This window comes from Polaromonas sp. YR568 (assembly GCF_943371715.1).
Lineage (GTDB): Bacteria > Pseudomonadota > Gammaproteobacteria > Burkholderiales > Burkholderiaceae_C > Polaromonas.
The window spans coordinates 63,923-85,975 of sequence record NZ_CALRVW010000001.1 but is presented as its reverse complement, the minus strand read 5'-3'; the positions used below and the strand labels follow the sequence as shown (position 1 = coordinate 85,975).

The window sequence follows — 22,053 nt, the reverse complement described above, 5'->3', positions numbered from 1 at the left end:
AGACATATATGAAAAAAATGCTTCCTGACCTTGCCACACTTGCGCTTACAGCTACGTTTTCGATAGCACATGCGCAACACAAGGACGCTGAAACGAAGGAAGACATCCAGCGCCACCGCGCCATGGCCGCTGCGCACGAGGCCGCGGCCAAATGCCTGGAGTCGGGCAAGAAGGAAGACGTCTGCATGAAAGACCTGCAGGCTTCCTGCAAGGGGCTGGCGGTGGGAAAATACTGCGGCATGAAACACGCGCATTGATACGCGGCCACCGCAATGTTTCTGGAGAACCCATGAGCCCCTCTGCTTCCACCGCTTTGAAGACTGCGCCGCTGCTGCTGGCCCTGCTGCTCGCCACGGGCGCTGCACACGCGCAGTTGAGTTCACCCCTGCCTGCCGGCAGCGCCAAGCCCGCGGCGGCCAAGACGGCGCCTGCAGCACCGGACGGCCTGGCGCTACCGGCCGGGCAGGGCGCGGGGGTACACGGGGCGAACAGCCCGTTTGCGCCGCTGGCCCCGCGCGGTGACGTGGTGCCCTGGTCGGTGCTGACCGATGTGAAAACCAAAAACGAGAAGAACCGCATCCTGCCGGTGTTCAACGAAGGCCAGCTCGGCATGAACGGCAAGACCCAGCGCATCCAGGGCTTCATGATGCCGCTGGAGCCGGGTGAAAAGCAGCGCCACTTTCTGCTGTCGTCGGTGCCGCTGACCTGCTCCTTCTGCCTGCCGGGTGGGCCGGAAAGCATGGTCGAGGTCAAGACCAAAACCCCGGTGAAATACAGCATGGAAGCGGTGGTGGTGGAAGGCCGCCTGCAGGTGTTGCACGACGACCCCTACGGCCTGTATTACCGCATCAACGATGCGGTGACGGTGAAGTAGCCACCATGGTGTTGCGGCGCATGGTCTGGCGGGCGACCTGGGGCTATCTGTCCCTGGTGCTCCTGCTTGCGCCCCTGCTCGGACAGATGCACGGCCTGGTTCACGGCGCTGGTGGCGACCGTCCGGCTGCGCAACAACTCCTCGAGGTCGATGCTCATGCGCTCGACCACGCGCACGCGCATGCGCATGAACGTGCGGACGGAAGTGGCTGGCTCGCGGATCTTTTCTCCGTCCATCTTGACGATTCGGATTGCCGCGTTTTCGATCAGCTGTGCCACAGCGATGGGCTGCCGGCCGCGCCGCCCTTGGCGCTGCCCATGGCGCTTTCTTCGTTTGTTTTTCAGTTTCTGGAAGGCGAAGTACTCGCCCGCCGGGCCGCACTTTTCGAAGCGCGCGGCCCACCCCGGGCTCCTTGACATCCTCAAAGTTCTCCAGGCACGGCCAAGCCTTGCCTGGGGTTTCCTTTCCCGATTCAACGAGCCCTCATGAAAAAACCATTCCCTCGCCCTGCCATCGGCACGGCCACCTTGTCCCTGCTCGCGCTCGGCTGTTCGCTGGCCCACGCCCAGACAACGGCGCCCACGCTGAAAGAAATCACCGTCACCGGCAACCCGCTGGGTGCGACGGACCTGATCGCTCCCGCCACGCAGTATTCGGGCGCCGGCCTGCTGCTGCGCTCCAAAACCACGCTGGGTGAAACGCTGGACGGCACGCCCGGCGTCAGCAGCACCTATTTCGGCCCCAACGCGAGCCGGCCCGTGATTCGCGGGCTGGACGGCGACCGCATCCGCATCCTGGCCAACGGCGGCGGCTCGCTCGATGCGTCCAGCCTGAGTTATGACCATGCGGTCACGGCCGACCCCATCAGCATCGAACGCATCGAGGTGCTACGCGGCCCCGGCGCCCTGCTGTACGGCGGCAGCGCCGTCGGCGGTGTGGTCAACGTGATCGACAACCGCATTCCGCGCGAGCCGCAGTTCGACGAAAAAGGCGGCATCAGCGGCAAGGCCGACCTGAGCCTGGCCAGCGGCAACTCGGAGCGCGGCAAGGGCATGTTGCTCGAGGCCGGCAACAACCGCTACAGCCTGCACGTCGATGCCTTCGACCGCGCGACCAGCGACGTGCGCGCACCGCGTGAGCTGAACTGCACCAAGGCCGGAGTGACCACCACCTCGCGCCGCATTTGCAACTCGGCCAGTGATGTCCACGGCGGCGCCGTCGGCGGTTCGGTGTTTTTTGACAACGGCTACCTGGGCGCGTCGGTCAGCAATTACCGCAACACCTACGGCACGGTAGCCGAAGACGAAGTCACCATTGGCATGAAGTCGGACCGTTATGCGATCGAAGGCGAAGTGCGCAACCTGGGCGGGCCCTTCCAGAGCATCAAGGGCCAGTACAGCCAGACGGACTACGGCCACACCGAGTTTGAGGGCGCGACCGCAGGCACCGTGTTCAAGAACAAGGGCAGCGACTTCCGGCTGGAAGCGCGTCACGCGAAACTCGGCAAACTCGACGGCGTGCTGGGTTTTCAGACCGAGTCCAACCGTTTTTCCGCGGACGGCACGGAAGCCTTTGCGCCGTACAGCAAGACGGCGCAGTCGGCGGTGTTTGCCTATGAAGAGCTGGGCACGGACTGGGGCAAGCTGAGCCTGGGCGGTCGGCTGGAGTCTGTCAAGGTCGAGTCCTTTGGCAACCCGCTGGTGACGCGCTTCACGCCGGCAACGCGGGACTTCAAGCCCGGCAGTTATGCCCTGGGCGCGCTGTGGAATGCCGCACCGGGCTGGCAGCTGACCAGCAACATCGCCTACACCGAACGTGCACCCAAGGACTACGAGATGTTCGCCGACGGCCCGCACATTGCCACGGCCGCCTATGAGGTGGGCAATGCCAACCTGACAAAAGAACAGTCGGGCAACCTCGACGTGGGTGCGGCCTGGAAGTCGGGTGGCCACAGCTTCAAGGTCAACAGCTATGTCAGCCGCTTCAGGAACTACATCGCGTTGAGCCAGACGGCGGGGGTCAGACGCAATGCGGAAGACGGTACGGTCAATCCGGTGGAAGACGCCGGCAACCCGGGCTTCACCGCCACGGGTGCCGAGTTCAAGCCGCTGGCCGAATTCCGCTACGAGCAGGTGCGGGCCCGTTTCACCGGCATCGAGGCCAGCGGCAACATCCGCCTGCTGGAAGGCGCGTCGCAGGTGGACCTGGCGCTGCGCGGCGACATGGTGCGCGCCACCAACCTCAGCAACGGCCAGCCACTCCCGCGCATTGCACCTTGGCGCGTGGGCGCCTCGCTGCTGTGGGCCAGCGGGCCCTGGGGCACCAGCTTGGGCTTTGACCACAACGCTGCCCAGAAGCGCGTGCCCGCACCGCCGGTTGGCGCCACGGGCGCCTACACGCTGTGGAACGCCGCCGCGTCGTATCGCGTCAAGGCCGGCGCCGCGACGCTGCTCTGGTATGCACGGCTGGACAACCTCACCGACAGGCTGGCTTACAGCGCGAGTTCGGTGCTGACGAGCACGGCGTTTCCGAAAGCACCGCTGCCAGGGCGTAGTTTGAAGGTGGGGTTGCAGGCGAGTTTCTAAGGTCAGTTTTTTCTATCAAGCTTCACGCTGCGTCTACGGTTCGCCCTGGACAGTAGGACGGACTCCCCACTCCCTCCCCCCGCCCCTCCCTCGCCCCGCTGGGCGATGGCGGGGAGCTTCATTTGGCCGCGTGTGCTGCAAGCGCGTGCAAACATGACGGCCGCGTGCCCCGACATGACGCGCTTTGCGCGTCATGTCTCTCCGCACCCGCACCCGAATTTATTTCCCCACCCGTCGGGCTGGGCCGAGGAGCACAGCCGAAAGCGGATCAGGACGAGCGATTGTCTGAGCGAAGCGAGTTCGAGCTCGGCCCCGCTTTCGGTGAGCACCGCAGGTTGCCCGCAGCGAAGCGGAGGGACCCAGACCATCGGGTCGCCTTTTCTTTTGCTTACTTTTCTTTTGGCGACGCAAAAGAAAAGTGAGTTGCCGCCGGGCAACCCCCGGCTTGTTGGAAGCGCCAACACTGTTCAAGCTTGCACAGGCTTCGCCCTTCGACAAGTTCAGGACAAGCCAGACTCAGCCCGAACGGGCGGGGGTGGGATTGGGTGCACACCGGTAACCCTGTTTGCGCTGAATCAGCACAACAGCAAGTCCTTCCCGGATAATGGTTTTGAAAATATCAGGAGACGCCCGTGACGGATGCCGAACAGCCTCTTTCCCTGCTCAACGCCGACTTGAGTCCGTCCAGCAGCCTGCTGGCCAACTTGCGCCAGGAGCTGATGCGGCATCCGCCGTTTGCGCAGATGCAGGCCGGCGACGTGGACTTCTTCCTGAAGCATGCCCGGCAAAACTACTTTGCACCCGAAGAAATTTTGATCGAACCCGAGAGCGGCCCGGTCACGGAGCTGTTCTTCATCCGCCAGGGCGCGGTGATCGGCGAGCGCGGTCTGGCCGAGCTGTCGGGCGGCGCTTTCCACTACGAACCGGGCGAGCTGTTTCCCGTCAGTGCGGCGCTGGCGCAGCGCGCGGTGACCGCGACTTACCGCGCCGTGGCCGACACCTTTGTGCTGGCCCTGCCGCTGGCTTCCATGCATGCGCTGGCCGTGATGAGTCCGCCGTTTGCTGACTTCCTAAACCGGCGCATCCTCAAGTTCCTCGACCTCTCGCGGCGTGCCCTGCAGGTGGCCTATGCCTCGCAGGCGCTGGCCGAACAGTCGCTGGAGACACCGCTGGGTGATGTCGCGCGCCAGGCGCCGGTGACCTGTCCGCCCGACACCCCGCTGCGCGAGGCGCTGGGCCGCATGTACCAGCAACGCATCGGCTCCATGCTGGTGACCGACGAAGCCGGCCGGCCGCTGGGCATTCTCACGCGGTATGACATCCTGGGCCGGGTCACGCTGGCAGCGCTGCCGCTTGACACGCCGATCGCGCAGGCCATGGTGCAGCCAGTGCTGACCCTGAGCCACGAACACACGGCGCTGGACGCGGCCCTCCTGATGAGCAAACACGGCATTCGCCATGTGCCGGTCACGCGCGACGGGGTCGCCGTGGGCGTGGTGTCGGAGCGTGACCTGTTTGCCATGCAGCGCCTGAGCCTCAAGCAGGTCAGCACCTCGATCCGTTCTGCCGCCGATGTGGAGATGCTCAAGATCGTGGCGCAGGACATCCGGCGTTTTGCGCACAGCCTGCTGGGCCAGGGGGTGCATGCGCGCCAGCTCACCGCGCTGATCAGCCACCTCAACGACGTGCTCACCTTGCGCCTGCTGGAGATTCAGGCCCAGGCGCACGGTATCGACCTGAGCCGCCTGTGCTGGCTGGCGCTGGGCTCGGAAGGGCGCAGCGAGCAGACCATTGCGACCGACCAGGACAACGCGCTGATCTTGCCCGACGACACGACGCCGGCCCAGCGCGAGGCCGCGCTGCGTTTTGCCCGTGATGTCAACGTGGCGCTCGACGCCTGCGGCTACCCGCTGTGCCGCGGCGGCATCATGGCCAGCGAGCCGGCCTGCTGCCTGACCCTGCACCAGTGGCGCGAGCGTTTTGCGCACTGGATAGAACACGGGGCGCCTGCGGATTTGCTCAATGCGAGTATTTACTTCGACTTCCGGCCGCTGGCCGGTGATGCACGCCTGGCAGACAGCCTGCGCCAGGAGGTCAGCGAGTCGGCGCGGCGCGCGCCGCGTTTCATCAAGCAGCTGGCGGCCAACGCGCTGATTCACAGCCCGCCGCTGAACTGGACCGGCTCCATTGCGGTGGACGACGGCGGCATGATCGACCTCAAGCTGCAGGGCGCCGCGATTTTTGTCGATGTCGCCCGCATTTATTCGCTCAGCCGCGGCGTGACGGCCACCAACACCCGGGAGCGGCTGGACGCCGTCGGGCCGCTGCTGGGGCTGGCCCCGTCCGAGTACCAGGCCTGGGTCAGCGGCTTCGAGTTCCTGCAGACCCTGCGGCTGCGCGTGCAGCTCGAAGGCACGGCCTCGCCGCAGCAGCCGAACCACCTGAAAGTGGATCGTCTGAACGATATCGACAGGCGCATTCTGCGCGAGTCATTTCGCGTGGCGCGCTCACTGCAGCAGCGCCTGCAGCTGGACTACGAACGATGAGCTGGGCGGACTGGCTGAAAAGGCCCTTCGCCGCGCTGGCCCGTGCGGACGAGGCGCGCTGGGTGGTGCTGGATGTGGAGACCAGCGGGCTGGATCCGCAGCGGGACCAGTTGCTGGCGATCGCCGCCATTGCCGTGCAGGTGAACTGGGCGGCCAAACGCCTGAGCATTCTGCCGGGGGACAGCTTTGAGGTGGTGCTGCGCCAGTCGTCGGTCGCCTCAGCGAAAGACAACATCCTGCTGCACGGCATCGGGCTGCAGCGCCAGAGTGAAGGGGTGCCGCCCGAGCAGGCCCTGCGCGCCTTCGCGGAATTTATCGGCGACTCGCCGCTGCTGGCCTTTCACGCCCCGTTCGACCAGGCCATGATTGGCCGGCATGTCCTGCAGCACCTGGGCGCGGGGCTGCCGAACCGCTGGGTGGACATTGAGCAGTTGTGCGCCGTGACCCATGAGAAGGTCAAGGCGCGTGCACTGGACGAATGGCTGGCCCATTTCGGCATCATCTGCGCGCCCCGGCATCAGGCGGCGGCCGATACGCTGGCCGAGTGCGAACTGCTGCTGCGCATCTGGCCGCGCATGGCCGGGCAGTGCCAGTCCTGGCGCGATGTGGAGAAACTCGCTGCCCACCAGCGCTGGATTGCCCGAGCTTGAGTCCGCGCCGGGGCGGCGCGTGGCGGCTAAGATCGTCGGTTGAATTCGCTGGTTTGCTCCCCCGAGCACGGAGTTTTATGCAATTTCTACAATCCCTCCCGGTTTCGGCGCAAGCCATTGGGCTGCTGCTGCTGTCCAACGTCTTCATGACTTTTGCCTGGTACGGCCACCTGAAGAACCTGGCGACCTCGCCCTGGTACATCGCGGCGCTGGCCAGCTGGGGCATTGCGCTGTTCGAATACCTGCTGCAGGTGCCGGGCAACCGGATCGGCTTCACGATGTACAACATCGGTCAGCTCAAGATCATGCAGGAGGTCATCACCCTGACCGTGTTTGTGCCTTTCGCGGTGTTTTACCTCAACGAACCGCTCAAGCTCGACTACCTGTGGGCGGCGCTGTGCATGGTGGGCGCGGTGTATTTCATCTTCCGTTCGGCCTGACCCGGGCCTTGCGATTGCCATGAGCCGCTTTCAGGCAGGCAGGGGCCGCGGAACCGGCTCCGCCGGGCCGCAGGCGCAGCGGCCCCCACGGGAGGCAGGAAGCGACACCCAGTGCGCAACCGTGGGGGCGTTAAACTCCCGGAAGTCATGAATTTGTCATATATCTGACATGTACCGCTTTAGGAGTTGAAGATGCTGTTTGGCAAGCTGTTGCCGCGTGAAGGCAATTTTTTCGAGTTGTTCAACCAGCATGCGGACCGCATCGTGGAGGCCGCCCACGCGTTCTCCAACCTGGTGGCCAACTACAGCGATGTGCAGAAGCGCGAGGCCTACAACCGGGAAGTCGACACCGCCGAGCGCGCGGCCGACCGGATCACGCAGGAGGTCAACCGCATGCTGCACAAGACCTTCATCACGCCCATCGACCGTGAGCAGATCCATTCGCTGATCAACACCATGGACGATGTCTGCGACCTGATCCAGGATTCCGCCGAAACCATGGCGCTGTATGACGTGCACCACATGACCGAGGAGATCGTTCGCCTGACGGACCTCAGCGTCAAATGCTGCGAGCGCCTGAAAGACGCGGTCGCCCTGATCGACAAGCTCAGCGACGCCGCCACGGCCGAAGCCGCCCTGAAGACCTGCGAGGAAATCGACAAGCTCGAGTCCGATGCCGACCGCGTCATGCGCTCGGCCATGAGCAAGCTGTTTCGCGAAGAGCCTGACGTGCGCGAAGTCATCAAGCTCAAGGCGATTTACGAGCTGCTGGAAACCATCACGGACAAATGCGAGGACGTGGCCAATTTGATCGAGGGCATCGTCCTCGAAAACTCCTGAACATGGAGACCGTACAGACGGCCCTGTGGGTGGTGGTCATGCTGGTTATTCTGGCCGTGGCCTTTGACTTCATGAATGGTTTTCATGATGCAGCCAACTCGATTGCCACCGTGGTCTCGACCGGTGTGCTCAGACCCGGGCAGGCGGTGCTGTTTGCCGCGACCTTCAATTTTGTCGCCATCTTTGTTTTTCACCTCAGCGTGGCCGCCACGGTGGGCAAGGGCATTGTGCAACCTGGGATCGTCGATACCCACGTGGTATTTGGCGCGCTGATAGGCGCCATCAGCTGGAACCTGGTGACCTGGTACTACGGCATTCCGAGCAGTTCTTCCCATGCTCTGATTGGCGGCATCGTCGGCGCGGTGATGGCCAAGTCGGGCGCCGGGGCGCTGATAGGCGGCGGCATCCTGAAAACCGTGGCCTTCATTTTTGTCTCGCCGCTGCTGGGCTTTCTGCTCGGTTCGCTGATGATGGTGCTGGTGGCCTGGGTCTGCCGGCGCGCCACACCGTCGCGCGTGGACCGCTGGTTCCGGCGCCTGCAGCTGGTCTCGGCCGGTGCCTACAGCCTGGGCCATGGCGGCAACGATGCGCAGAAAACCATCGGCATCATCTGGATGCTGCTGATTGCCACCGGCTACACCTCGGCCAGCGACAGCGCCCCGCCCACGTGGGCGATTGTCAGCTGTTACGTCGCGATTGCCGCGGGCACCATGTTCGGTGGCTGGCGCATCGTGAAAACCATGGGCCAGAAAATCACCAAGCTCAAGCCTGTGGGCGGCTTCTGCGCGGAAACCGGCGGTGCCATCACGCTGTTCCTGGCCACCGGCCTGGGCATTCCGGTGTCGACCACCCACACCATCACCGGCGCCATCGTCGGCGTGGGCTCCACCCAGCGTGCCTCGGCCGTGCGCTGGGGCGTGGCCGGCAACATTGTCTGGGCCTGGGTTTTCACGATCCCGGCCTCGGCCTTTGTGGCCGCCATTGCTTACTGGGTCAGCCTGTTCCTGTTCTGACCGCCGGACTTCGGTAGGAGCAGGTGGGGACTCTCTCTCTTTCAAGCAGGGGCCGCGGGACTGGCTTTGCCAGACCGCAGGCGCGGCGGCGCCCTCGGGGGGCAGGGCGCTACACGCAGTGAGCAACCGTGGGGGCTCTACCTCTGTTGGCTGATCTTGCGCGCTTCTTCGACCTGGTATTCAAAGTAGCGCTGGAAGCTGAACACGATGCTGGACATCAGCGCAATCGTTCCGAACAGCAGGGCCAGGATCACGGCCGCCATGGTGATCCAGTTGGTTTTTCCGGAAGCACTGTCTGGCGCGGCCGCCGGGTTGTGATTGGCATTCCATTTTTCGGGTGCCATCAGGCCGTAATAAATCGCCGTCAGCGCTGTGGCCGCCAGGGTAAAACCCAGCAGAGGCACCAGCACCCACGCCAGCTGGTCGTCCTGGCCATACTGCCGCACGCGCTGAACGCCCCACCAGCCCACGGCGGCGGCCAGGGGGTGCAGCCAGGCCAGCAGGTCGCGCCAGCCGTACAGGTAGAGGCGATGGATGCCCAACTGGCCCCCGGCAAAAGCCAGCCAGGCGGCCAGGGTCTTGTTCTTGTTTTTCATGAATGCGTTCAGAGGTGGGAGGGGGAGGAAGAGGAAGAGGGAGGTGCGGCGTCGAGGGGCGGCGTGGTGTCGCCGGCGCCCAGTGTTTTTTGCATGATGACAATATCACGCCAGGCACCCATCTTCCAGCCACAGGACTCGACGACGCCTACCAGCGTGAAGCCGAGCGCGCGGTGCAGGCCGACCGACCCCGCATTGGCCGAGTCGCCGATGATGGCCATGATTTTGCGGATGCCGACGGCCTCGCAGCGCGCCAGCAGTTCGCTCAGCAGGGCGCGGCCCAGGCCTTTGCCTTGCTGGCCGGGTGCCAGGTAAATCGAATCCTCCACCGAGTAGCGGTAGGCCGGCCGTGGCTTGAACCAGTTGCCATAGGCAAAACCGACCACCTCGCCGCCGTCTTCAGCGACCAGGTAGGGCAGACCCTTGGACAACACGTCGGCACGGCGCGTGGCCATGTCCGTCACGCTGGGCGGTTCGGTCTCAAAGGTGCCGGTGCCATGGAGCACATGGTGGGCGTAAATGGCGGTGATGGCCGGCAAATCGGTATCAAGGCTGGCTCTCAGGAGGGTCATGGCGTGCCAAAAATGGGTTGAAAGGGTGTTGGAGGAGCGCAGCGGGTGGGACGGTGGCATGCCGCGGGTTATAATCTGCGGCTTTGCAGCATTTCGCTGGCCGGGTGCCATGTCGTGTGTCTCAAGCGCTGCAGGAACATTTTGGGGTGATTTTTTTCACCTCACCACCCGAAGGATAAATCATGGTCGTCATCCGACTCTCGCGCGGCGGTTCTAAACACCGTCCATTTTTCAATATTGTTGTGGCTGACAAACGCGTCCGCCGCGATGGCCGTTTCATCGAACGCATCGGTTTTTACAACCCGATTGCCAAAGGTGGCGAAGAAGGCCTGCGCATCGAGCAGGACCGCCTGACTCACTGGCTCGGCGTGGGCGCACAAGCGTCCCCCACCGTGCTGCGCCTGGTCAAGCAGGGCGCTGCTGCAGCTCCCAAGGCTGCCTGATTGTCGGGTTCCTGAATGTTGCCCGGCCTTGAGCCGTCTGGCCTGCCAGACGATGCGGTTGAAGTCGGGCGCATTCTTGACGCCTGGGGCGTCAAGGGCTGGGTGAAAATCCTGGCTCACAGCGCCTCCTCCGAGGCGCTTTTTTCATCCGGCCGCTGGTTTCTGCAGCCGCCGGATACCAAACACCGTCCCGGTTTTGACGCTTTCTCCGGCACAGTGGTGCTGACGGTCAGTGAATCCAAAACCCATTCCGACTCCGTGGTGGCCAAGTTCGAGGGCATCGACGACCGCACGCCGGCCGAGGCCCTGCGAGGCGCGCGCATTTTTGTGCCGCGCAGCAGCTTCCCCAAAGCCGGCAAGGACGAGTATTACTGGGTCGACCTGCTGGGCCTGAACGTCGTCAATCGCGAAGGCGTGGCCCTGGGCAAGGTGCGCGACCTGATGGCCACCGGCCCGCATTCGGTGCTGTGTGTCGAATACGCCGAGGGCGAGCAGACCCTGGAACGCATGATTCCCTTTGTGGCGGCTTATGTGGACGCCGTCGACCTGCCGGGCAAGACCATCACGGTGGACTGGCAGCCGGATTACTAGAGCCCCCACGCTCCCCACTTCGTGTGGTTCGCTGCCCCCCGAGGGGGCGCTGCGCCTGCGGTCTGGCAAAGCCAGGCCCGCGGCCCCTGCTTGAAAGGGGAAAGCCCGGATGGCGCGCGAATTCTGTTGGTTGAGGCTCGTCTATTGGGCCATGCAAAATACATAGCCATGCGTTTTGACGTCATCACACTTTTTCCCGAGCTGTTTGCGCCGTTTCTGACCAGCGGCGTGACGCGCCGCGCCTATGAATCCGGTCTGGTCGAGGTGAAGTTGTGGAACCCGCGCGATTTTGCCGAAGGCAACTACCGACGGGTGGATGACCGCTCCTTCGGCGGCGGCCCCGGCATGGTGATGCTGGCCGAGCCGCTGGCGCGCTGTCTTGAAAAAATCCGCGAGGAGCGCGCCGAGCCGGCCGGCCAGCAGGCGCCGGTGGTCCTGTTTTCGCCGATTGGCCGCCCGCTGGACCACACGGGCGTGCAGGCCTGGTCGGCCGGCTCCGGGGCGGTGCTGGTCTGCGGCCGCTACGAGGGCCTGGACCAGCGTTTTATCGATACCTATGTGGACCAGCAGATCAGTCTGGGCGACTTTGTGCTGTCCGGCGGTGAAATTGCCGCGATGGCCCTGCTGGACGCGGTGGCGCGCCTGCAGCCGGGCGTGCTCCATGACGAGGGCAGCCACCAGTTCGACAGTTTCAACCCGGCGCTGGACGGCCTGCTCGACTGCCCGCATTACACCCGGCCCGAGACCTGGCGCGGCCAGACGGCCCCCGAGACGCTGTTGTCGGGCAACCACGGCCACATCGAACGCTGGCGCCGCGAGCAGCGGCTGGCCTTGACCCGGCAGCACCGCCCCGAACTGCTGGACAAGGCCCGTGCAGCCGGCAGCCTGACGGCCGCCGACGAGGCATTTCTGGGCGATCTGCCGTCCCAAAAGGCCTCAAAGCCATAAATGGCTATAATCAAAGGCTTTTCAGTCCTCTGGCGGCCACTGCAACCATCTTGACCATCCCTGATGTGTCCATGGATTTGCGGTCTTTAGCGTAGCGCGTGTATGAACGAAAAAGTTAGATGGAATAAATCATGAATCTGATCCAGACCCTAGAGCAGGAAGAAATTGCCCGCCTGAACAAGACCATCCCCGTGTATGCCCCCGGCGACACCGTGATTGTCAGCGTCAATGTGGTTGAAGGTACCCGCAAGCGTATGCAGGCTTTTGAAGGCGTTGTGATTGCCAAGCGCAACCGCGGCCTGAACTCCAGCTTCATCGTGCGCAAGATCTCCAATGGTGAAGGCGTCGAGCGGACCTTCCAGGTCTACAGCCCGCTGATCGCCAAGATCGAAGTCAAGCGTCGTGGTGACGTGCGTCGTGCCAAGCTGTACTACCTGCGCAGCCGCAGCGGCAAGTCGGCGCGTATCAAGGAAAAGCTGGGCGCCAAAGCTGCCTAAAAACAGCCGGCCCGCAAAAAAGCCGCTCTCCGGAGCGGCTTTTTTTATGCCCTGTTAATCTTGCGTTCTCATGACGACGCCCCGGTTCACCACCCCTTTGCCCACCTTCGATCCCCGCAGCATACCGGTGATCGGGGTGGACACGCACCTGTCGGGCGTGCCGGCGCAGGAACTGACGCCGCAGGCCCTGCGCCAGCGCTTCCGGCACCCACCGGTCTGGACGCCCGAGCACAGCGTCGAGAAAAGATTTTCCAACCGCGAGCCGGCACTGGCGGCCGTGCTGCTGCCGCTGGTCATGCGCGATGAACTGACGCTGCTGCTGACGGAGCGGGCGGGCAACATGTCCACCCATTCCGGCCAGATTGCGCTGCCCGGTGGCAAGACCGACGACACCGACCACGATGCAGTGGACACGGCGCTGCGCGAGGCGCACGAAGAAATCGGCCTGACGCGCGAGCATGTGGAGGTGCTGGGCATCCTGCCCACCTATGTCACCGGCACGGCCTTCATCATCACGCCGGTCGTCGCGCTGGTGCGGCCGGGTTTTGCGCTGCAGCCCAGCCCGTCCGAGGTGGCCGATATTTTTGAAGTGCCACTGCGTTACCTGATGGACCCGTCCAACCACCAGCGCCACGAGTTTGAGTTCGACGGTGTACTCCGCCAGTGGCTCTCCATGCCCTACACGGGGGATGAGGGCATGGACGCGAAAGAGCGTTACATCTGGGGCGCGACGGCCGGAATGCTGCGCAACCTCTACCGCTTTCTGAGCGCATAGATAAGCCACCTCCGTCCGGGCTCACTTCGTGTAGCCCGTTCCCCCCTCGGGGGGGCAGAGATCGACACGCAGTGCGCGAACGTGGGGGCGGTATCATCCAGCATGAGTTTTTTTGCTGTTTTGTTTGCACTCATCATCGAACAGGCGCGGCCGCTGGCGCGCGGCAACCCGATTCATGCCGGTTTGCGCCGCTGGGCGCGCTGGGCCAGCCGCAGCCTGGACGCCGGCAAGCCGCAACACGGCTGGATCGCCTGGGCCACGGCGGTGCTGGGGCCCGCCCTGCTGACCCTGGCCGTGCACTGGCTGCTGTGGAGCGTCAACGGTGTGCTGGCTTTTGCCTGGAACGTGGCCGTGCTTTACGTGACGCTCGGTTTTCGCCAGTTCAGCCACTATTTCACCGACATACGCGATGCGCTGGATGACGGCGACGAAGCGACCGCGCGCGAGCTGCTGGCACAGTGGCGTCAGGTCGATGCCAGCGAGTTGCCGCGCAGCGAAATCGTGCGGCATGTGATCGAGTTTTCGGTGCTCGCCGCGCACCGCCACGTGTTTGGTGTGCTGGCCTGGTTCTCGGTGCTGGCGGCGCTGGGCCTGGGGCCGGCCGGCGCCGTGTTGTACCGCATGGCCGAGTTTGTCTCGCGTTACTGGGCCTACAAGTCCAAATCCACCGGCGAGGGCGCAAGCCCGGCCCTGCAGCAGGCGGCAGCGCGGGCCTGGGGCTTGGTCGACTATGTGCCGGCGCGCCTGACCTCGCTGGGGTTCGCGGTCGTCGGCAGTTTCGAGGACGCGATCGACGGCTGGCGCAACTACATGCAGCGTGCGCCCGCGGGCCCGGAAAACCGCAACGACGGCGTAATCCTGGCCGCGACCTCGGGAGCGGTCAACGTGCGCCTGGGCGGCGAAGCGCTGAAAGCCACGTTTTCCCCCGACGCCACCCAGGGCTTCCAGGCCGACGGCATCGATGCGGGCGACCTGCAGGCCACCGAGAGCACGCCGGGGCGCGAGCCGGAGGTCGGGCACCTGCGCAGCATCGTGGGCCTGGTCTGGCGCTCGGTGGTGCTCTGGATGATGCTGCTGGCGCTGCTGACGCTGGCGCGCCTGCTGGGCTGACCGTTTGCCACTGACGTTGCCTGCGCATGTCTGACGCGACATCGTTCTGGAGTCCGGCGCTTCGGGGGCTGGTGCCCTACATCCCGGGCGAGCAGCCCCTGATCGAGGGGCTGGTCAAACTCAACACCAATGAAAATCCCTACCCGCCCTCGCCGCGGGTGGTTGCTGCCATCCGTGCTGCAGCGCAGGAGGGGCTGCAGCTTTACCCCGACCCGCAGGCGGCCGGGCTGCGCCAGGCGATCGCGGACTTCCACGGCATCGCTGCCGGCCAGGTGTTCGCTGGCAACGGCTCGGACGAAGTGCTGGCGCATGCCTTTTTCGCCTTCTTCCGCCAGGGCAAGCCGGTGCTGATGCCGGACATCAGCTACAGCTTCTACAAAGTGTATTGCGGGCTGTACGGCATCGACGCCGGGATCGTTCCATTGGACGCCGCCCTGCGTATCGACGTGGCGCAGTACCGGGCGCCCTGCGGCGGCGTGGTCATCGCCAACCCGAATGCGCCGACCGGCACCGGCCTGCCGCTGGCAGACATCGAGCAGTTGCTGCAGCAGCACAGCCGGTCGGTGGTGCTGGTCGATGAGGCCTATGTGGACTTCGGCGGCGAAAGCGCCATCGGCCTGGTCAACCGTTACCCGAACCTGCTGGTGGTGCAGACCCTGTCCAAGTCGCGTTCGCTGGCGGGCTTGCGTGTGGGTTTTGCCGCCGGCCAGCGGCACCTGATCGAAGCGCTCGAAGTGGTGAAAGACAGCTTCAACTCCTACCCGCTGGACCGCCTGGCGCTGGCCGGCGCCACCGCGGCCTACGAAGACCGCGCCTACTTCGAGCGCACCCGCGCGGCCGTGATGCAAAGCCGCGAGGGCTTGCGCTGCGACCTGCAGGAGCTGGGCTTCGAGGTGTTGCCCTCGCAGGCGAACTTCCTGATGGTTCGCCACCCCGCACATGACGCCGCGGCCCTGGCCGCGGGCTTGCGTGAGCAGCGCATCCTGGTGCGCCATTTCAGGCTGCCGCGTATCGAGCAGTACCTGCGCATCAGTGTGGGAACGCCCGCGCAGTGCGCGGCGCTGGTGGCTGCCTGCCGCGCGCTGGTGAGCGATCAGTAACGCGGGGGCTGCGACAGCTCGGCGAACAGTTCGCTATACAAACGATAGCGGTTGGCGCTTATTCCACTTGGGCCAGAGGCCGATTTGACCTCTGAAATCACGCCGCAGCCGGGTTCATGCAGATGCGTGCAGTTGTAGAACTTGCAGTCCTGCGCATGGGCCTTGAGGTCGGGCATGTAGTTGGCCAGCTGCATCGGCCCGATGTGGTGCAGGCCGAATTCCTGAAAGCCCGGCGAATCGATCAGCGCGCTGGTTCTCGCGTCGTCGAGCCAGTACAGCGTGGTGCTGGTGGTTGTGTGTTTGCCTGAATTGAGTGCCTGCGATATTTCCGCGGTCAGCACCTGCGCGCCCGGAATCAGCAGGTTGGTCAGGCTGCTTTTGCCGGCGCCGGAAGGTCCCAGCACCAGCGTTTTTTTGCCGCGCAGCAGCTCGCGCAGCTGGGCGGTTTGCGCGTCGTTGGCAACGGGCGTGTCGGTTTTGGGCTTGACCGCCAGCGGCACCACCTGGTAACCCATGGCGCGGTAGGGCGCCAGCTTGGCCCAGGCGCGGGCAAAGGGTTCGGCCAGGTCGCTTTTGTTCAGCGCGATGATGGGCGTGATACGTTCGGCCTCGGCCGCGATCAGCGCGCGGGTCAGCTGGCTCTCCGAAAACTCGGGTTCGGCCGCGATCAGGATCAGCACCTGGTCGAGGTTGGCCGCGAACGACTTGGTGCGCATGTCGTCCTGCCGGTAGAACAGGTTGCTGCGTTTTTCCACCTTCTCTATCGTGCCTTCGTCCTGCGAGGGCAGCCACAACACGCGGTCGCCGACGACGGCCTGGCTTTTCTTGCCGCGCGGGTGGCAGATCAGGCGCTGGCCGTCGGGCGTTTCCACCAGGCAATGCCGGCCGAAACCGGCCACCACCAGGCCGGGCAGGGTCCCGGCGGACGAAACAGTGGTCAAGCCAGCAGCGCGTCGACCTTCGACGCGCAGAAAAAGTCGCTGACCGAAATGCCGTTCACGTCGTGCGTGTTGAAACGCACCGTGCATTTGCCGTAACTCAGGGCCAGGTCCGGGTGGTGGTCCTCGGCGTTGGCGATGAAGGCCACGGCATTGGCAAAGCCCATGGTTTCGTGGAAGTTCCTGAAGCTGAAGGTCTTCTCCAGCGAACCGTCGATCAGACGCCAGCCTTGCGGCTGCTCGCCGTTGAGCTGGCTCAGCTGCGTGACGATCTCGGTGGCGCTCAGCGCGCGGCGGTTCTGGTGGATGGGGTTGCTCATGCGGGTGTTCCGGTGGGTGCACCCATGCGGGACAGCCGTTCAGAGGCCGGCGGGTGCGAATAATAAAACTTCACATACACCGGGTCGGGTGTCAGCGTGCTGGCGTTGTCCTGGTAGAGCTTGAGCAGGGCGCTTTGCAGATCCCGGCCGTCGGTCTGCGCGATGGCGTAGGCGTCGGCTTCAAATTCGTGCTTGCGCGAGAGCAGGGCAAACAGTGGCGAGATGAAAAAACTGAACAGCGGCACCACCAGCAAAAACAGCAGCAGGGCCAGCGCGTCGTTGCTGCCGGTCATGTTCGGCCGCACGCCCAGGCCGGTGTAAAACCAGACCTGGGTGGACAGCCAGCCCAGCAGCGCAAAGCCGGCCAGGCTCATGGCAAACATGGCGGCGATGCGTTTGATGATGTGTTTGTGCTTGAAGTGGCCGAGTTCGTGGGCCAGCACCGCGTCGACCTCGGCGGGGCTCAGCTGTTTGAGCAGGGTGTCGAAAAACACCACGCGTTTGGACGCGCCAAAACCGGTGAAGTAGGCGTTGGCATGGGCCGAACGTTTGCTGCCGTCCATGACGAACAGGCCCTTGGCGGCAAAGCCGCAGCGCTGCATCAGGGCGGTGACGCGCGCCTTCAGGCTTTCATCTTCGAGCGGCTGGAACTTGTTGAACAGCGGCGCGATGACGGTCGGGTAGAGCACCAGCACCAGCAGGTTGAACCCCATCCACACGCCCCAGGCCCAGAGCCACCACCAGGCACCGGTGCTGCCCATGATCCAGAGGATCAGCGCGACGATCGGCAGGCCGATCACCAGGCCGACCAGCAGGGATTTCACGAGGTCGCCCAGCCACAGCCTGAATGTCGTCTTGTTGAAGCCGAAACGCTCCTCGATGCGGAAGGTGCTGTAAAGCGTGAAGGGAAGGTCCAGCAGTCCGTTGACCAAGGCAAAGGCGGCCAGTAGCGCCAGTTGCGGCGCCAGGGGGCCGTAGGCGGGCAGGCCCGAGTTCACCAGGGCCTGGTTCAGCTGGTCGATGCCGCCGAGCAGCGTCCAGCCGACCAGCACCGCGGTGCCAAAAGCCAGTTCGAGCAGGCCGAAGCGCGCCTTGGTGATGGTGTAGTCAGCCGCTTTCTGGTGCGAGGCCAGCGAAATCGTGGCGGCGAAGGCGGCCGGTACCTGGTCGCGGTGCCGCGCCACATGGCGGATCTGGCGCGAGGCGAGGTAGAACTTCGTGAGCAGCACCAGCACCAGCGCGGCAGAGAACAGCAGGGTGAAGGCGTAGGAATAGTCAGGCATGAAGGCAAGTTTAGGCGATCAGCGAGAATCGCAAGATGGCTGAAAACGAAACCCTGCTGAAAAAATCCGATCTCAACCTGGTCTGGATCGACTGTGAAATGACCGGGCTCGACCCGGAAAAGGAGCGGCTGATCGAAATCGCCGTGGTGGTCACCGGCCCGCAACTGACGCCGCGCATCGAGGGTCCGGTGCTGGTGATCAAGCAGTCCGACGAACTGCTCGGACAGATGGACAACTGGAACAAGGGCACCCACGGCCGCAGCGGCCTGATCGACAAGGTCAAGGCCAGCACCGTGACGGAAGCCGATGCCGAAAAACAGCTGCTGGCCTTTCTGGCGCAGTACCTGCCCAAGGGCACCTCGCCGATGTGCGGCAACACCATCAGCCAGGACCGGCGCTTCCTGGTCAAGTACATGCCCAAACTCGAGGCGTTTTTCCACTACCGCAATGTCGATGTCAGCACCTTCAAGGAGCTGGCCAAACGCTGGCGGCCCGAGGTCTACAGCGCGTTCAAGAAGCAGCAAAGCCACACGGCGCTGGCCGATGTGCATGAATCGATCGACGAGCTGGAGCATTACCGGACCCACTTCCTGAAGTGATGCAGGCTTCCAGCCCTTTCTGGACTTGCGCTGTTTGCTATTTAAAAGAGAGCAAATAGCCGGCCTCCCCGTCGGTTGCTGGCAGGTTTGAAGGTCTTTCGGCGACGGGGGACTGGTGTAAACCCGTAAACCATGCCATAATCAACGGCTTGACGGATGCACAGGGGTGCGCCGCATTTGTACATCTACCTCACACCTTTGGGCTCTACCAACAGAGCCATCGCTTCAGGCACCGGTTTACCGGAAGTCGCCCGAACCGAAATATTCGTTTGATGGTTGATGTTTTATTAACCACAAACGAAGCCTTCCGCAACGCGGCAGGTGGTCGTTTCTTGTTCGCCTGCTCAAACCACAAGTGGAGCAGCGCGCAAGTGATTTGTGAGAAAAAACATGACTGATTCTTTTGAAGCTCGCGGCGACTTTCTGGCCGAAGCAAACACCGATACCGATATCCACGTGATTCCGGATTTTTCTGACGCGCCTGTCGCAGCAGAAACGTCGCTGGACGCCGTTGTTGCGGAGCCGAACGGCTTCGTGAAGCTGGGCCTGGCCAAGGAACTGCTGCAGGCCGTGGCCGACATGGGTTTCACCCAGCCGACCGCCGTGCAGATGGCCACCATCCCGAAAGCCATGCAGGCACTGGATGCTGACGTCAAGGCAGACCCGAAGGCCAAATTCACCGACCTGCTGGTCTCCAGCCAGACCGGCAGCGGCAAGACCGCCGCTTTCCTGCTGCCCGTGCTGCACACCCTGCTCAAGCAGCAGGAAGAGGCCGAGCGCAACGAACGCGCCGAATTTGAGCGCCTGAGCGCCGAAGCGGTCGCCCGCGGCGAAGCCCCGCTGAAAAAGCCCAAGCGCAAGGACCCGACCAACATGCGCAATTTCAAGGCCGCCACCCCCGGCGCCCTGATCCTGTGCCCGACGCGCGAGCTGGCCCAGCAGGTCTGCGCCGACGCGATCGACCTGGTGCGCCATTGCCGCGGCCTGCGTATTGCCAACGTGGTGGGCGGCATTCCTTACCAGCTGCAGATTGCCAAGCTGCAAAACGCCGACCTCGTGGTGGCCACGCCCGGCCGCCTGCTGGACCTGCAGCGCAGCATGCAGATCAAGCTGGACCAGGTGCAGTTCCTCGTCGTCGACGAAGCCGACCGCATGCTGGACCTCGGCTTTGCCGACGACCTGACCGAAGTCAACCAGCTCACCATCGAGCGCAAGCAGACCATGATGTTCAGCGCCACGTTTGCGCCGCGCATCATGCAGCTGGCCACGCGTGTGATGCGCCAGCCGCAGCGTGTCGAGATCGACTCGCCGCACGAAAAACATGCGTCCATCACGCAGTCGCTGCTGTGGGCCGACAACATGACCCACAAGCGCAAGCTGCTGGATCACTGGCTGCGCGACACCACCATCAACCAGGCCATCGTGTTTGCCTGCACGCAGGTCGAGTGTGACGGTCTGGCCAACGATCTGGTGCAAGAGGGCTTCAGCGCCGTGGCGCTGCATGGCGCCCTGGGCCAGGGCCTGCGCAACCGCCGCCTGATGGCGTTCCGTGACGGCCGCGTGCAGATCCTGGTCGCGACCGACGTCGCTGCCCGTGGTCTGGATGTTCCGACCATCACCCACGTGATCAACTACGGCCTGCCGATGAAAGCCGAAGATTATGTGCACCGCATTGGCCGTACCGGCCGTGCCGGCCGCGAAGGCCAGGCAATCACGATTGCCGAGTTCCGCGACCGCCGCAAGATCCAGGACATCGAGCATTACACCCAGCAGAACCTCAAGCCCAGCGTGATCGCCGGTCTGGAGCCACAGCAGCGTTTTGCACCCACCTCCGATCGCCCGCGCGGCAATTTCGGTGGTGACCGCAATGACCGCGGTGGTCCGCGCAGTTTCGGCGGTGGCGGTGGCGGCCGTTTCGGCAACGACCGTGCACCTTCAGGCGGTTTCGGTGGCGGCGCTGGCGGCGGTTATGCCGGCAAGAAGCCTGCGTTCGGCGCCGATCGTGGTGGTTTCGGCGGCAACCGTGATGACCGTGGCGGCGACCGCGGCGGTTTCTCCAACAACCGCAATGACCGTGCGCCTTTCCAGGCACCGGCTGGTGGCGGCGCGTTCAACGACCGTGACAACCGCGGCCCGCGTCGTGATGACCGCGGCTTCGGCAACAGCAACAACGGCGGTTTTGCCCAGCGCGACGAGCGTGGCGGCGAGCGCAGCTTCGGTGGCCGTCCGGAAGGTTTCGCATCGGCCCCGCGCGGTGATTTCTCGGACCGCAAACCGGCGTTTGCCAAACCTGCCGGCAAGGTGTTTGTTCCGCGTGACGCCCACAAGCGTCCGGCACGCCCTGCACGTTGATTTTTGCGCTGACAACAAAAAAGGCCCGCTCTGCGGGCCTTTTTTTATGGGCGTCCGCTTGAGGCTTCAGCTCATGCCGTTGCGGCTCGCCAGCTCGACAAACAGGCCCGAATGGTCCAGCTCGCCCAGGCCGTGGCTGATGCCGTCGGCGTAGAGTTGCTCGAACAGCGTGGTGACTGGCGCCTCGAAGCCGATTTCCTCGGCGGTGGCCAGCGCATTGCGCATGTCCTTGAGCTGGATGGCGAGGCGGGCGCGGGAGGTGAAGTCGCGCTCGACCATACGCTGGCCGTGCACCTGCAGGATGCGGCTGTCGGCAAAACCGCCGGTGATGGCTTCCTTGACCTTGGCCATGTCGGCGCCTCCCTTGGTGGCAAACAGCAGCGCCTCCGCCACGGCGCCTATCGTGATGCCGACAATCATCTGGTTGGCCAGCTTGGTCAACTGGCCCGCACCATGGGAACCGACGTGGGTGGCGCGCCCGAAGACCTGGAGCAGCGGCAGGGCGCGCTCAAAATCCGCCGCCTTGCCGCCCACCATGATCACCAGCGTGCCGCTTTCGGCGCCACCCGTGCCGCCGGAGACCGGCGCATCGAGGTGGGCCACACCGAGCGCGCCCAGGCGTGCGGCATGGTCGCGTGCCTCGCGCGGCTTGATCGAGGCCATGTCGATGAACAAGGCGCCCGGCTTCATCGCTGCAGCGACGCCCTGCGCGAACAGGACATCTTCCACCACGGCGCCGTTTTCCAGCATGCCGACGACGATGTCGGCCCCTGAAACCGCTGCGCTGGCCTGTGCATGAACGGTCGCACTCAGCGCTGTCAGGGCGGCGGCCTTGGCCGGCGTGCGGTTCCACACCTGCAGGGCGTGGCCGGCTTCACACAGGCGCCTGGCCATGGGCAGGCCCATGCTGCCGGTGCCCAGAAAGGCGATGCGGGGGATGACTGTGTTGCTGCTGGTACTCATGAATGTCCGGAAAATGGT

General features: G+C 64.3%; 24 protein-coding genes. 17 read left to right on the top strand and 7 right to left on the bottom strand.

Annotated elements, in window-relative coordinates:
- Positions 1 to 8: 8 nt before the first annotated feature.
- Together AAG813_RS00425 and AAG813_RS00420 are read left to right on the top strand one after the other, a co-directional pair.
- Positions 9 to 257 carry a hypothetical protein gene (locus tag AAG813_RS00425; protein WP_341911081.1) on the top strand — a complete coding sequence of 83 codons (249 nt, stop codon included), beginning with the start codon at positions 9 to 11 and terminating at the stop codon, positions 255 to 257.
- A 32-nt stretch (positions 258 to 289) separates the two neighbouring features.
- Positions 290 to 874 carry a DUF3299 domain-containing protein gene (locus AAG813_RS00420; protein ID WP_341910650.1) on the top strand — a complete coding sequence of 195 codons (585 nt, stop codon included), beginning with the start codon at positions 290 to 292 and terminating at the stop codon, positions 872 to 874.
- On the opposite strand, the gene AAG813_RS00415 is transcribed toward AAG813_RS00420, so the two are convergent.
- Complete coding sequence (locus AAG813_RS00415; protein WP_341910648.1) at positions 841 to 1,293, bottom strand: hypothetical protein; 453 nt, start codon at positions 1,291 to 1,293, stop codon at positions 841 to 843. The genes AAG813_RS00420 and AAG813_RS00415 overlap by 34 nt on opposite strands.
- Positions 1,294 to 1,359: 66 nt before the next feature.
- On the opposite strand from AAG813_RS00415, the gene AAG813_RS00410 reads away from it, so the two are divergent.
- The 6 genes from AAG813_RS00410 to AAG813_RS00385 all read left to right on the top strand — a co-directional run bounded on the left by AAG813_RS00410 (position 1,360) and on the right by AAG813_RS00385 (position 8,948).
- Positions 1,360 to 3,459: a TonB-dependent receptor gene (locus tag AAG813_RS00410; RefSeq protein ID WP_341910645.1), complete on the top strand. Its 2,100-nt coding sequence runs from the start codon at positions 1,360 to 1,362 to the stop codon at positions 3,457 to 3,459.
- A gap of 632 nt (positions 3,460 to 4,091) precedes the next feature.
- Positions 4,092 to 6,005, top strand: a complete 1,914-nt coding sequence (locus AAG813_RS00405) for a DUF294 nucleotidyltransferase-like domain-containing protein (RefSeq protein ID WP_341910643.1) — start codon at positions 4,092 to 4,094, stop codon at positions 6,003 to 6,005.
- Positions 6,002 to 6,655 carry a 3'-5' exonuclease gene (locus AAG813_RS00400; RefSeq protein ID WP_341910641.1) on the top strand — a complete coding sequence of 218 codons (654 nt, stop codon included), beginning with the start codon at positions 6,002 to 6,004 and terminating at the stop codon, positions 6,653 to 6,655. The genes AAG813_RS00405 and AAG813_RS00400 overlap by 4 nt, the downstream gene beginning before the upstream one ends.
- A 77-nt stretch (positions 6,656 to 6,732) precedes the next feature.
- The gene (locus tag AAG813_RS00395; RefSeq protein ID WP_096698060.1) at positions 6,733 to 7,095 is read left to right on the top strand and encodes a DMT family protein; all 363 of its coding nucleotides are present in this window, start codon (positions 6,733 to 6,735) and stop codon (positions 7,093 to 7,095) included.
- Between the two features lie 192 nt (positions 7,096 to 7,287).
- On the top strand, positions 7,288 to 7,935 hold the full coding sequence (locus AAG813_RS00390) for a DUF47 domain-containing protein (RefSeq protein WP_341910638.1): 648 nt from the start codon (positions 7,288 to 7,290) through the stop codon (positions 7,933 to 7,935).
- A gap of 2 nt (positions 7,936 to 7,937) precedes the next feature.
- Positions 7,938 to 8,948: an inorganic phosphate transporter gene (locus AAG813_RS00385; RefSeq protein ID WP_341910636.1), complete on the top strand. Its 1,011-nt coding sequence runs from the start codon at positions 7,938 to 7,940 to the stop codon at positions 8,946 to 8,948.
- 137 nt (positions 8,949 to 9,085) lie between these two features.
- On the opposite strand, the gene AAG813_RS00380 is transcribed toward AAG813_RS00385, so the two are convergent.
- The gene (locus AAG813_RS00380; protein WP_341910634.1) at positions 9,086 to 9,544 is read right to left on the bottom strand and encodes a hypothetical protein; all 459 of its coding nucleotides are present in this window, start codon (positions 9,542 to 9,544) and stop codon (positions 9,086 to 9,088) included.
- An 8-nt stretch (positions 9,545 to 9,552) separates the two neighbouring features.
- The gene (locus AAG813_RS00375) at positions 9,553 to 10,116 is read right to left on the bottom strand and encodes an N-acetyltransferase family protein (protein WP_341910632.1); all 564 of its coding nucleotides are present in this window, start codon (positions 10,114 to 10,116) and stop codon (positions 9,553 to 9,555) included.
- A 182-nt stretch (positions 10,117 to 10,298) separates the two neighbouring features.
- Between AAG813_RS00375 and rpsP the strand changes: the two genes are divergently transcribed.
- The 7 genes from rpsP to hisC all read left to right on the top strand — a co-directional run bounded on the left by rpsP (position 10,299) and on the right by hisC (position 15,580).
- Positions 10,299 to 10,559 carry a 30S ribosomal protein S16 gene (gene rpsP / locus AAG813_RS00370; protein ID WP_096668573.1) on the top strand — a complete coding sequence of 87 codons (261 nt, stop codon included), beginning with the start codon at positions 10,299 to 10,301 and terminating at the stop codon, positions 10,557 to 10,559.
- A 15-nt stretch (positions 10,560 to 10,574) separates the two neighbouring features.
- A complete protein-coding gene (rimM, locus tag AAG813_RS00365) occupies positions 10,575 to 11,150 on the top strand; it encodes a ribosome maturation factor RimM (RefSeq protein ID WP_341910629.1) in 576 nt (191 codons plus the stop codon).
- A gap of 168 nt (positions 11,151 to 11,318) precedes the next feature.
- Positions 11,319 to 12,098, top strand: a complete 780-nt coding sequence (trmD, locus tag AAG813_RS00360; protein WP_341910627.1) for a tRNA (guanosine(37)-N1)-methyltransferase TrmD — start codon at positions 11,319 to 11,321, stop codon at positions 12,096 to 12,098.
- 131 nt (positions 12,099 to 12,229) lie between these two features.
- A complete protein-coding gene (rplS, locus tag AAG813_RS00355; RefSeq protein ID WP_096668567.1) occupies positions 12,230 to 12,595 on the top strand; it encodes a 50S ribosomal protein L19 in 366 nt (121 codons plus the stop codon).
- Positions 12,596 to 12,665: 70 nt separating this feature from the next.
- Complete coding sequence (locus AAG813_RS00350) at positions 12,666 to 13,370, top strand: CoA pyrophosphatase (protein WP_341910624.1); 705 nt, start codon at positions 12,666 to 12,668, stop codon at positions 13,368 to 13,370.
- 102 nt (positions 13,371 to 13,472) lie between these two features.
- Entirely contained in the window at positions 13,473 to 14,480 is a 1,008-nt protein-coding gene (locus tag AAG813_RS00345; protein WP_341910622.1) for a CobD/CbiB family protein, read from the top strand.
- Positions 14,481 to 14,506: 26 nt separating this feature from the next.
- Positions 14,507 to 15,580, top strand: a complete 1,074-nt coding sequence (gene hisC / locus AAG813_RS00340; RefSeq protein ID WP_341910620.1) for a histidinol-phosphate transaminase — start codon at positions 14,507 to 14,509, stop codon at positions 15,578 to 15,580.
- On the opposite strand, the gene rsgA is transcribed toward hisC, so the two are convergent.
- From rsgA to AAG813_RS00325, 3 genes are read right to left on the bottom strand one after another with little or no spacing between them, the layout of a single operon-like run.
- The gene (gene rsgA / locus AAG813_RS00335; RefSeq protein ID WP_341910618.1) at positions 15,574 to 16,521 is read right to left on the bottom strand and encodes a ribosome small subunit-dependent GTPase A; all 948 of its coding nucleotides are present in this window, start codon (positions 16,519 to 16,521) and stop codon (positions 15,574 to 15,576) included. The two genes, hisC and rsgA, sit on opposite strands and share 7 nt — an antisense overlap.
- Entirely contained in the window at positions 16,518 to 16,838 is a 321-nt protein-coding gene (locus AAG813_RS00330) for a 4a-hydroxytetrahydrobiopterin dehydratase (RefSeq protein ID WP_293592532.1), read from the bottom strand. Before AAG813_RS00330 ends, rsgA begins: the two co-directional genes overlap by 4 nt.
- Entirely contained in the window at positions 16,835 to 18,121 is a 1,287-nt protein-coding gene (locus tag AAG813_RS00325) for a M48 family metallopeptidase (RefSeq protein WP_341910613.1), read from the bottom strand. The genes AAG813_RS00330 and AAG813_RS00325 overlap by 4 nt, the downstream gene beginning before the upstream one ends.
- 35 nt (positions 18,122 to 18,156) lie before the next feature.
- Between AAG813_RS00325 and orn the strand changes: the two genes are divergently transcribed.
- Both orn and AAG813_RS00315 read left to right on the top strand, forming a co-directional pair.
- Positions 18,157 to 18,720, top strand: a complete 564-nt coding sequence (gene orn, locus AAG813_RS00320) for an oligoribonuclease (RefSeq protein ID WP_341910611.1) — start codon at positions 18,157 to 18,159, stop codon at positions 18,718 to 18,720.
- Positions 18,721 to 19,110: 390 nt separating this feature from the next.
- A complete protein-coding gene (locus AAG813_RS00315) occupies positions 19,111 to 21,072 on the top strand; it encodes a DEAD/DEAH box helicase (RefSeq protein WP_341910609.1) in 1,962 nt (653 codons plus the stop codon).
- Positions 21,073 to 21,138: 66 nt separating this feature from the next.
- On the opposite strand, the gene AAG813_RS00310 is transcribed toward AAG813_RS00315, so the two are convergent.
- On the bottom strand, positions 21,139 to 22,035 hold the full coding sequence (locus AAG813_RS00310) for an NAD(P)-dependent oxidoreductase (protein WP_341910607.1): 897 nt from the start codon (positions 22,033 to 22,035) through the stop codon (positions 21,139 to 21,141).
- Positions 22,036 to 22,053: the final 18 nt, after the last annotated feature.

What these genes read in the sequence shown, in the direction of transcription:
- AAG813_RS00385 (WP_341910636.1), top strand. Translation starts at nt 7,938, where the DNA reads ATGGAGACCGTACAGACGGCCCTGTGGGTGGTGGTCATGCTGGTTATT.
- AAG813_RS00375 (WP_341910632.1), bottom strand. Translation starts at nt 10,116, where the DNA reads ATGACCCTCCTGAGAGCCAGCCTTGATACCGATTTGCCGGCCATCACC.
- AAG813_RS00315 (WP_341910609.1), top strand. Translation starts at nt 19,111, where the DNA reads ATGACTGATTCTTTTGAAGCTCGCGGCGACTTTCTGGCCGAAGCAAAC.
- AAG813_RS00345 (WP_341910622.1), top strand. Translation starts at nt 13,473, where the DNA reads ATGAGTTTTTTTGCTGTTTTGTTTGCACTCATCATCGAACAGGCGCGG.
- rpsP (WP_096668573.1), top strand. Translation starts at nt 10,299, where the DNA reads ATGGTCGTCATCCGACTCTCGCGCGGCGGTTCTAAACACCGTCCATTT.
- trmD (WP_341910627.1), top strand. Translation starts at nt 11,319, where the DNA reads ATGCGTTTTGACGTCATCACACTTTTTCCCGAGCTGTTTGCGCCGTTT.
- hisC (WP_341910620.1), top strand. Translation starts at nt 14,507, where the DNA reads ATGTCTGACGCGACATCGTTCTGGAGTCCGGCGCTTCGGGGGCTGGTG.
- AAG813_RS00330 (WP_293592532.1), bottom strand. Translation starts at nt 16,838, where the DNA reads ATGAGCAACCCCATCCACCAGAACCGCCGCGCGCTGAGCGCCACCGAG.
- AAG813_RS00310 (WP_341910607.1), bottom strand. Translation starts at nt 22,035, where the DNA reads ATGAGTACCAGCAGCAACACAGTCATCCCCCGCATCGCCTTTCTGGGC.
- AAG813_RS00420 (WP_341910650.1), top strand. Translation starts at nt 290, where the DNA reads ATGAGCCCCTCTGCTTCCACCGCTTTGAAGACTGCGCCGCTGCTGCTG.
- AAG813_RS00325 (WP_341910613.1), bottom strand. Translation starts at nt 18,121, where the DNA reads ATGCCTGACTATTCCTACGCCTTCACCCTGCTGTTCTCTGCCGCGCTG.
- AAG813_RS00415 (WP_341910648.1), bottom strand. Translation starts at nt 1,293, where the DNA reads ATGTCAAGGAGCCCGGGGTGGGCCGCGCGCTTCGAAAAGTGCGGCCCG.
- rplS (WP_096668567.1), top strand. Translation starts at nt 12,230, where the DNA reads ATGAATCTGATCCAGACCCTAGAGCAGGAAGAAATTGCCCGCCTGAAC.
- AAG813_RS00390 (WP_341910638.1), top strand. Translation starts at nt 7,288, where the DNA reads ATGCTGTTTGGCAAGCTGTTGCCGCGTGAAGGCAATTTTTTCGAGTTG.
- orn (WP_341910611.1), top strand. Translation starts at nt 18,157, where the DNA reads ATGGCTGAAAACGAAACCCTGCTGAAAAAATCCGATCTCAACCTGGTC.
- AAG813_RS00425 (WP_341911081.1), top strand. Translation starts at nt 9, where the DNA reads ATGAAAAAAATGCTTCCTGACCTTGCCACACTTGCGCTTACAGCTACG.
- AAG813_RS00395 (WP_096698060.1), top strand. Translation starts at nt 6,733, where the DNA reads ATGCAATTTCTACAATCCCTCCCGGTTTCGGCGCAAGCCATTGGGCTG.
- AAG813_RS00350 (WP_341910624.1), top strand. Translation starts at nt 12,666, where the DNA reads ATGACGACGCCCCGGTTCACCACCCCTTTGCCCACCTTCGATCCCCGC.
- AAG813_RS00400 (WP_341910641.1), top strand. Translation starts at nt 6,002, where the DNA reads ATGAGCTGGGCGGACTGGCTGAAAAGGCCCTTCGCCGCGCTGGCCCGT.
- AAG813_RS00380 (WP_341910634.1), bottom strand. Translation starts at nt 9,544, where the DNA reads ATGAAAAACAAGAACAAGACCCTGGCCGCCTGGCTGGCTTTTGCCGGG.
- AAG813_RS00410 (WP_341910645.1), top strand. Translation starts at nt 1,360, where the DNA reads ATGAAAAAACCATTCCCTCGCCCTGCCATCGGCACGGCCACCTTGTCC.
- rimM (WP_341910629.1), top strand. Translation starts at nt 10,575, where the DNA reads ATGTTGCCCGGCCTTGAGCCGTCTGGCCTGCCAGACGATGCGGTTGAA.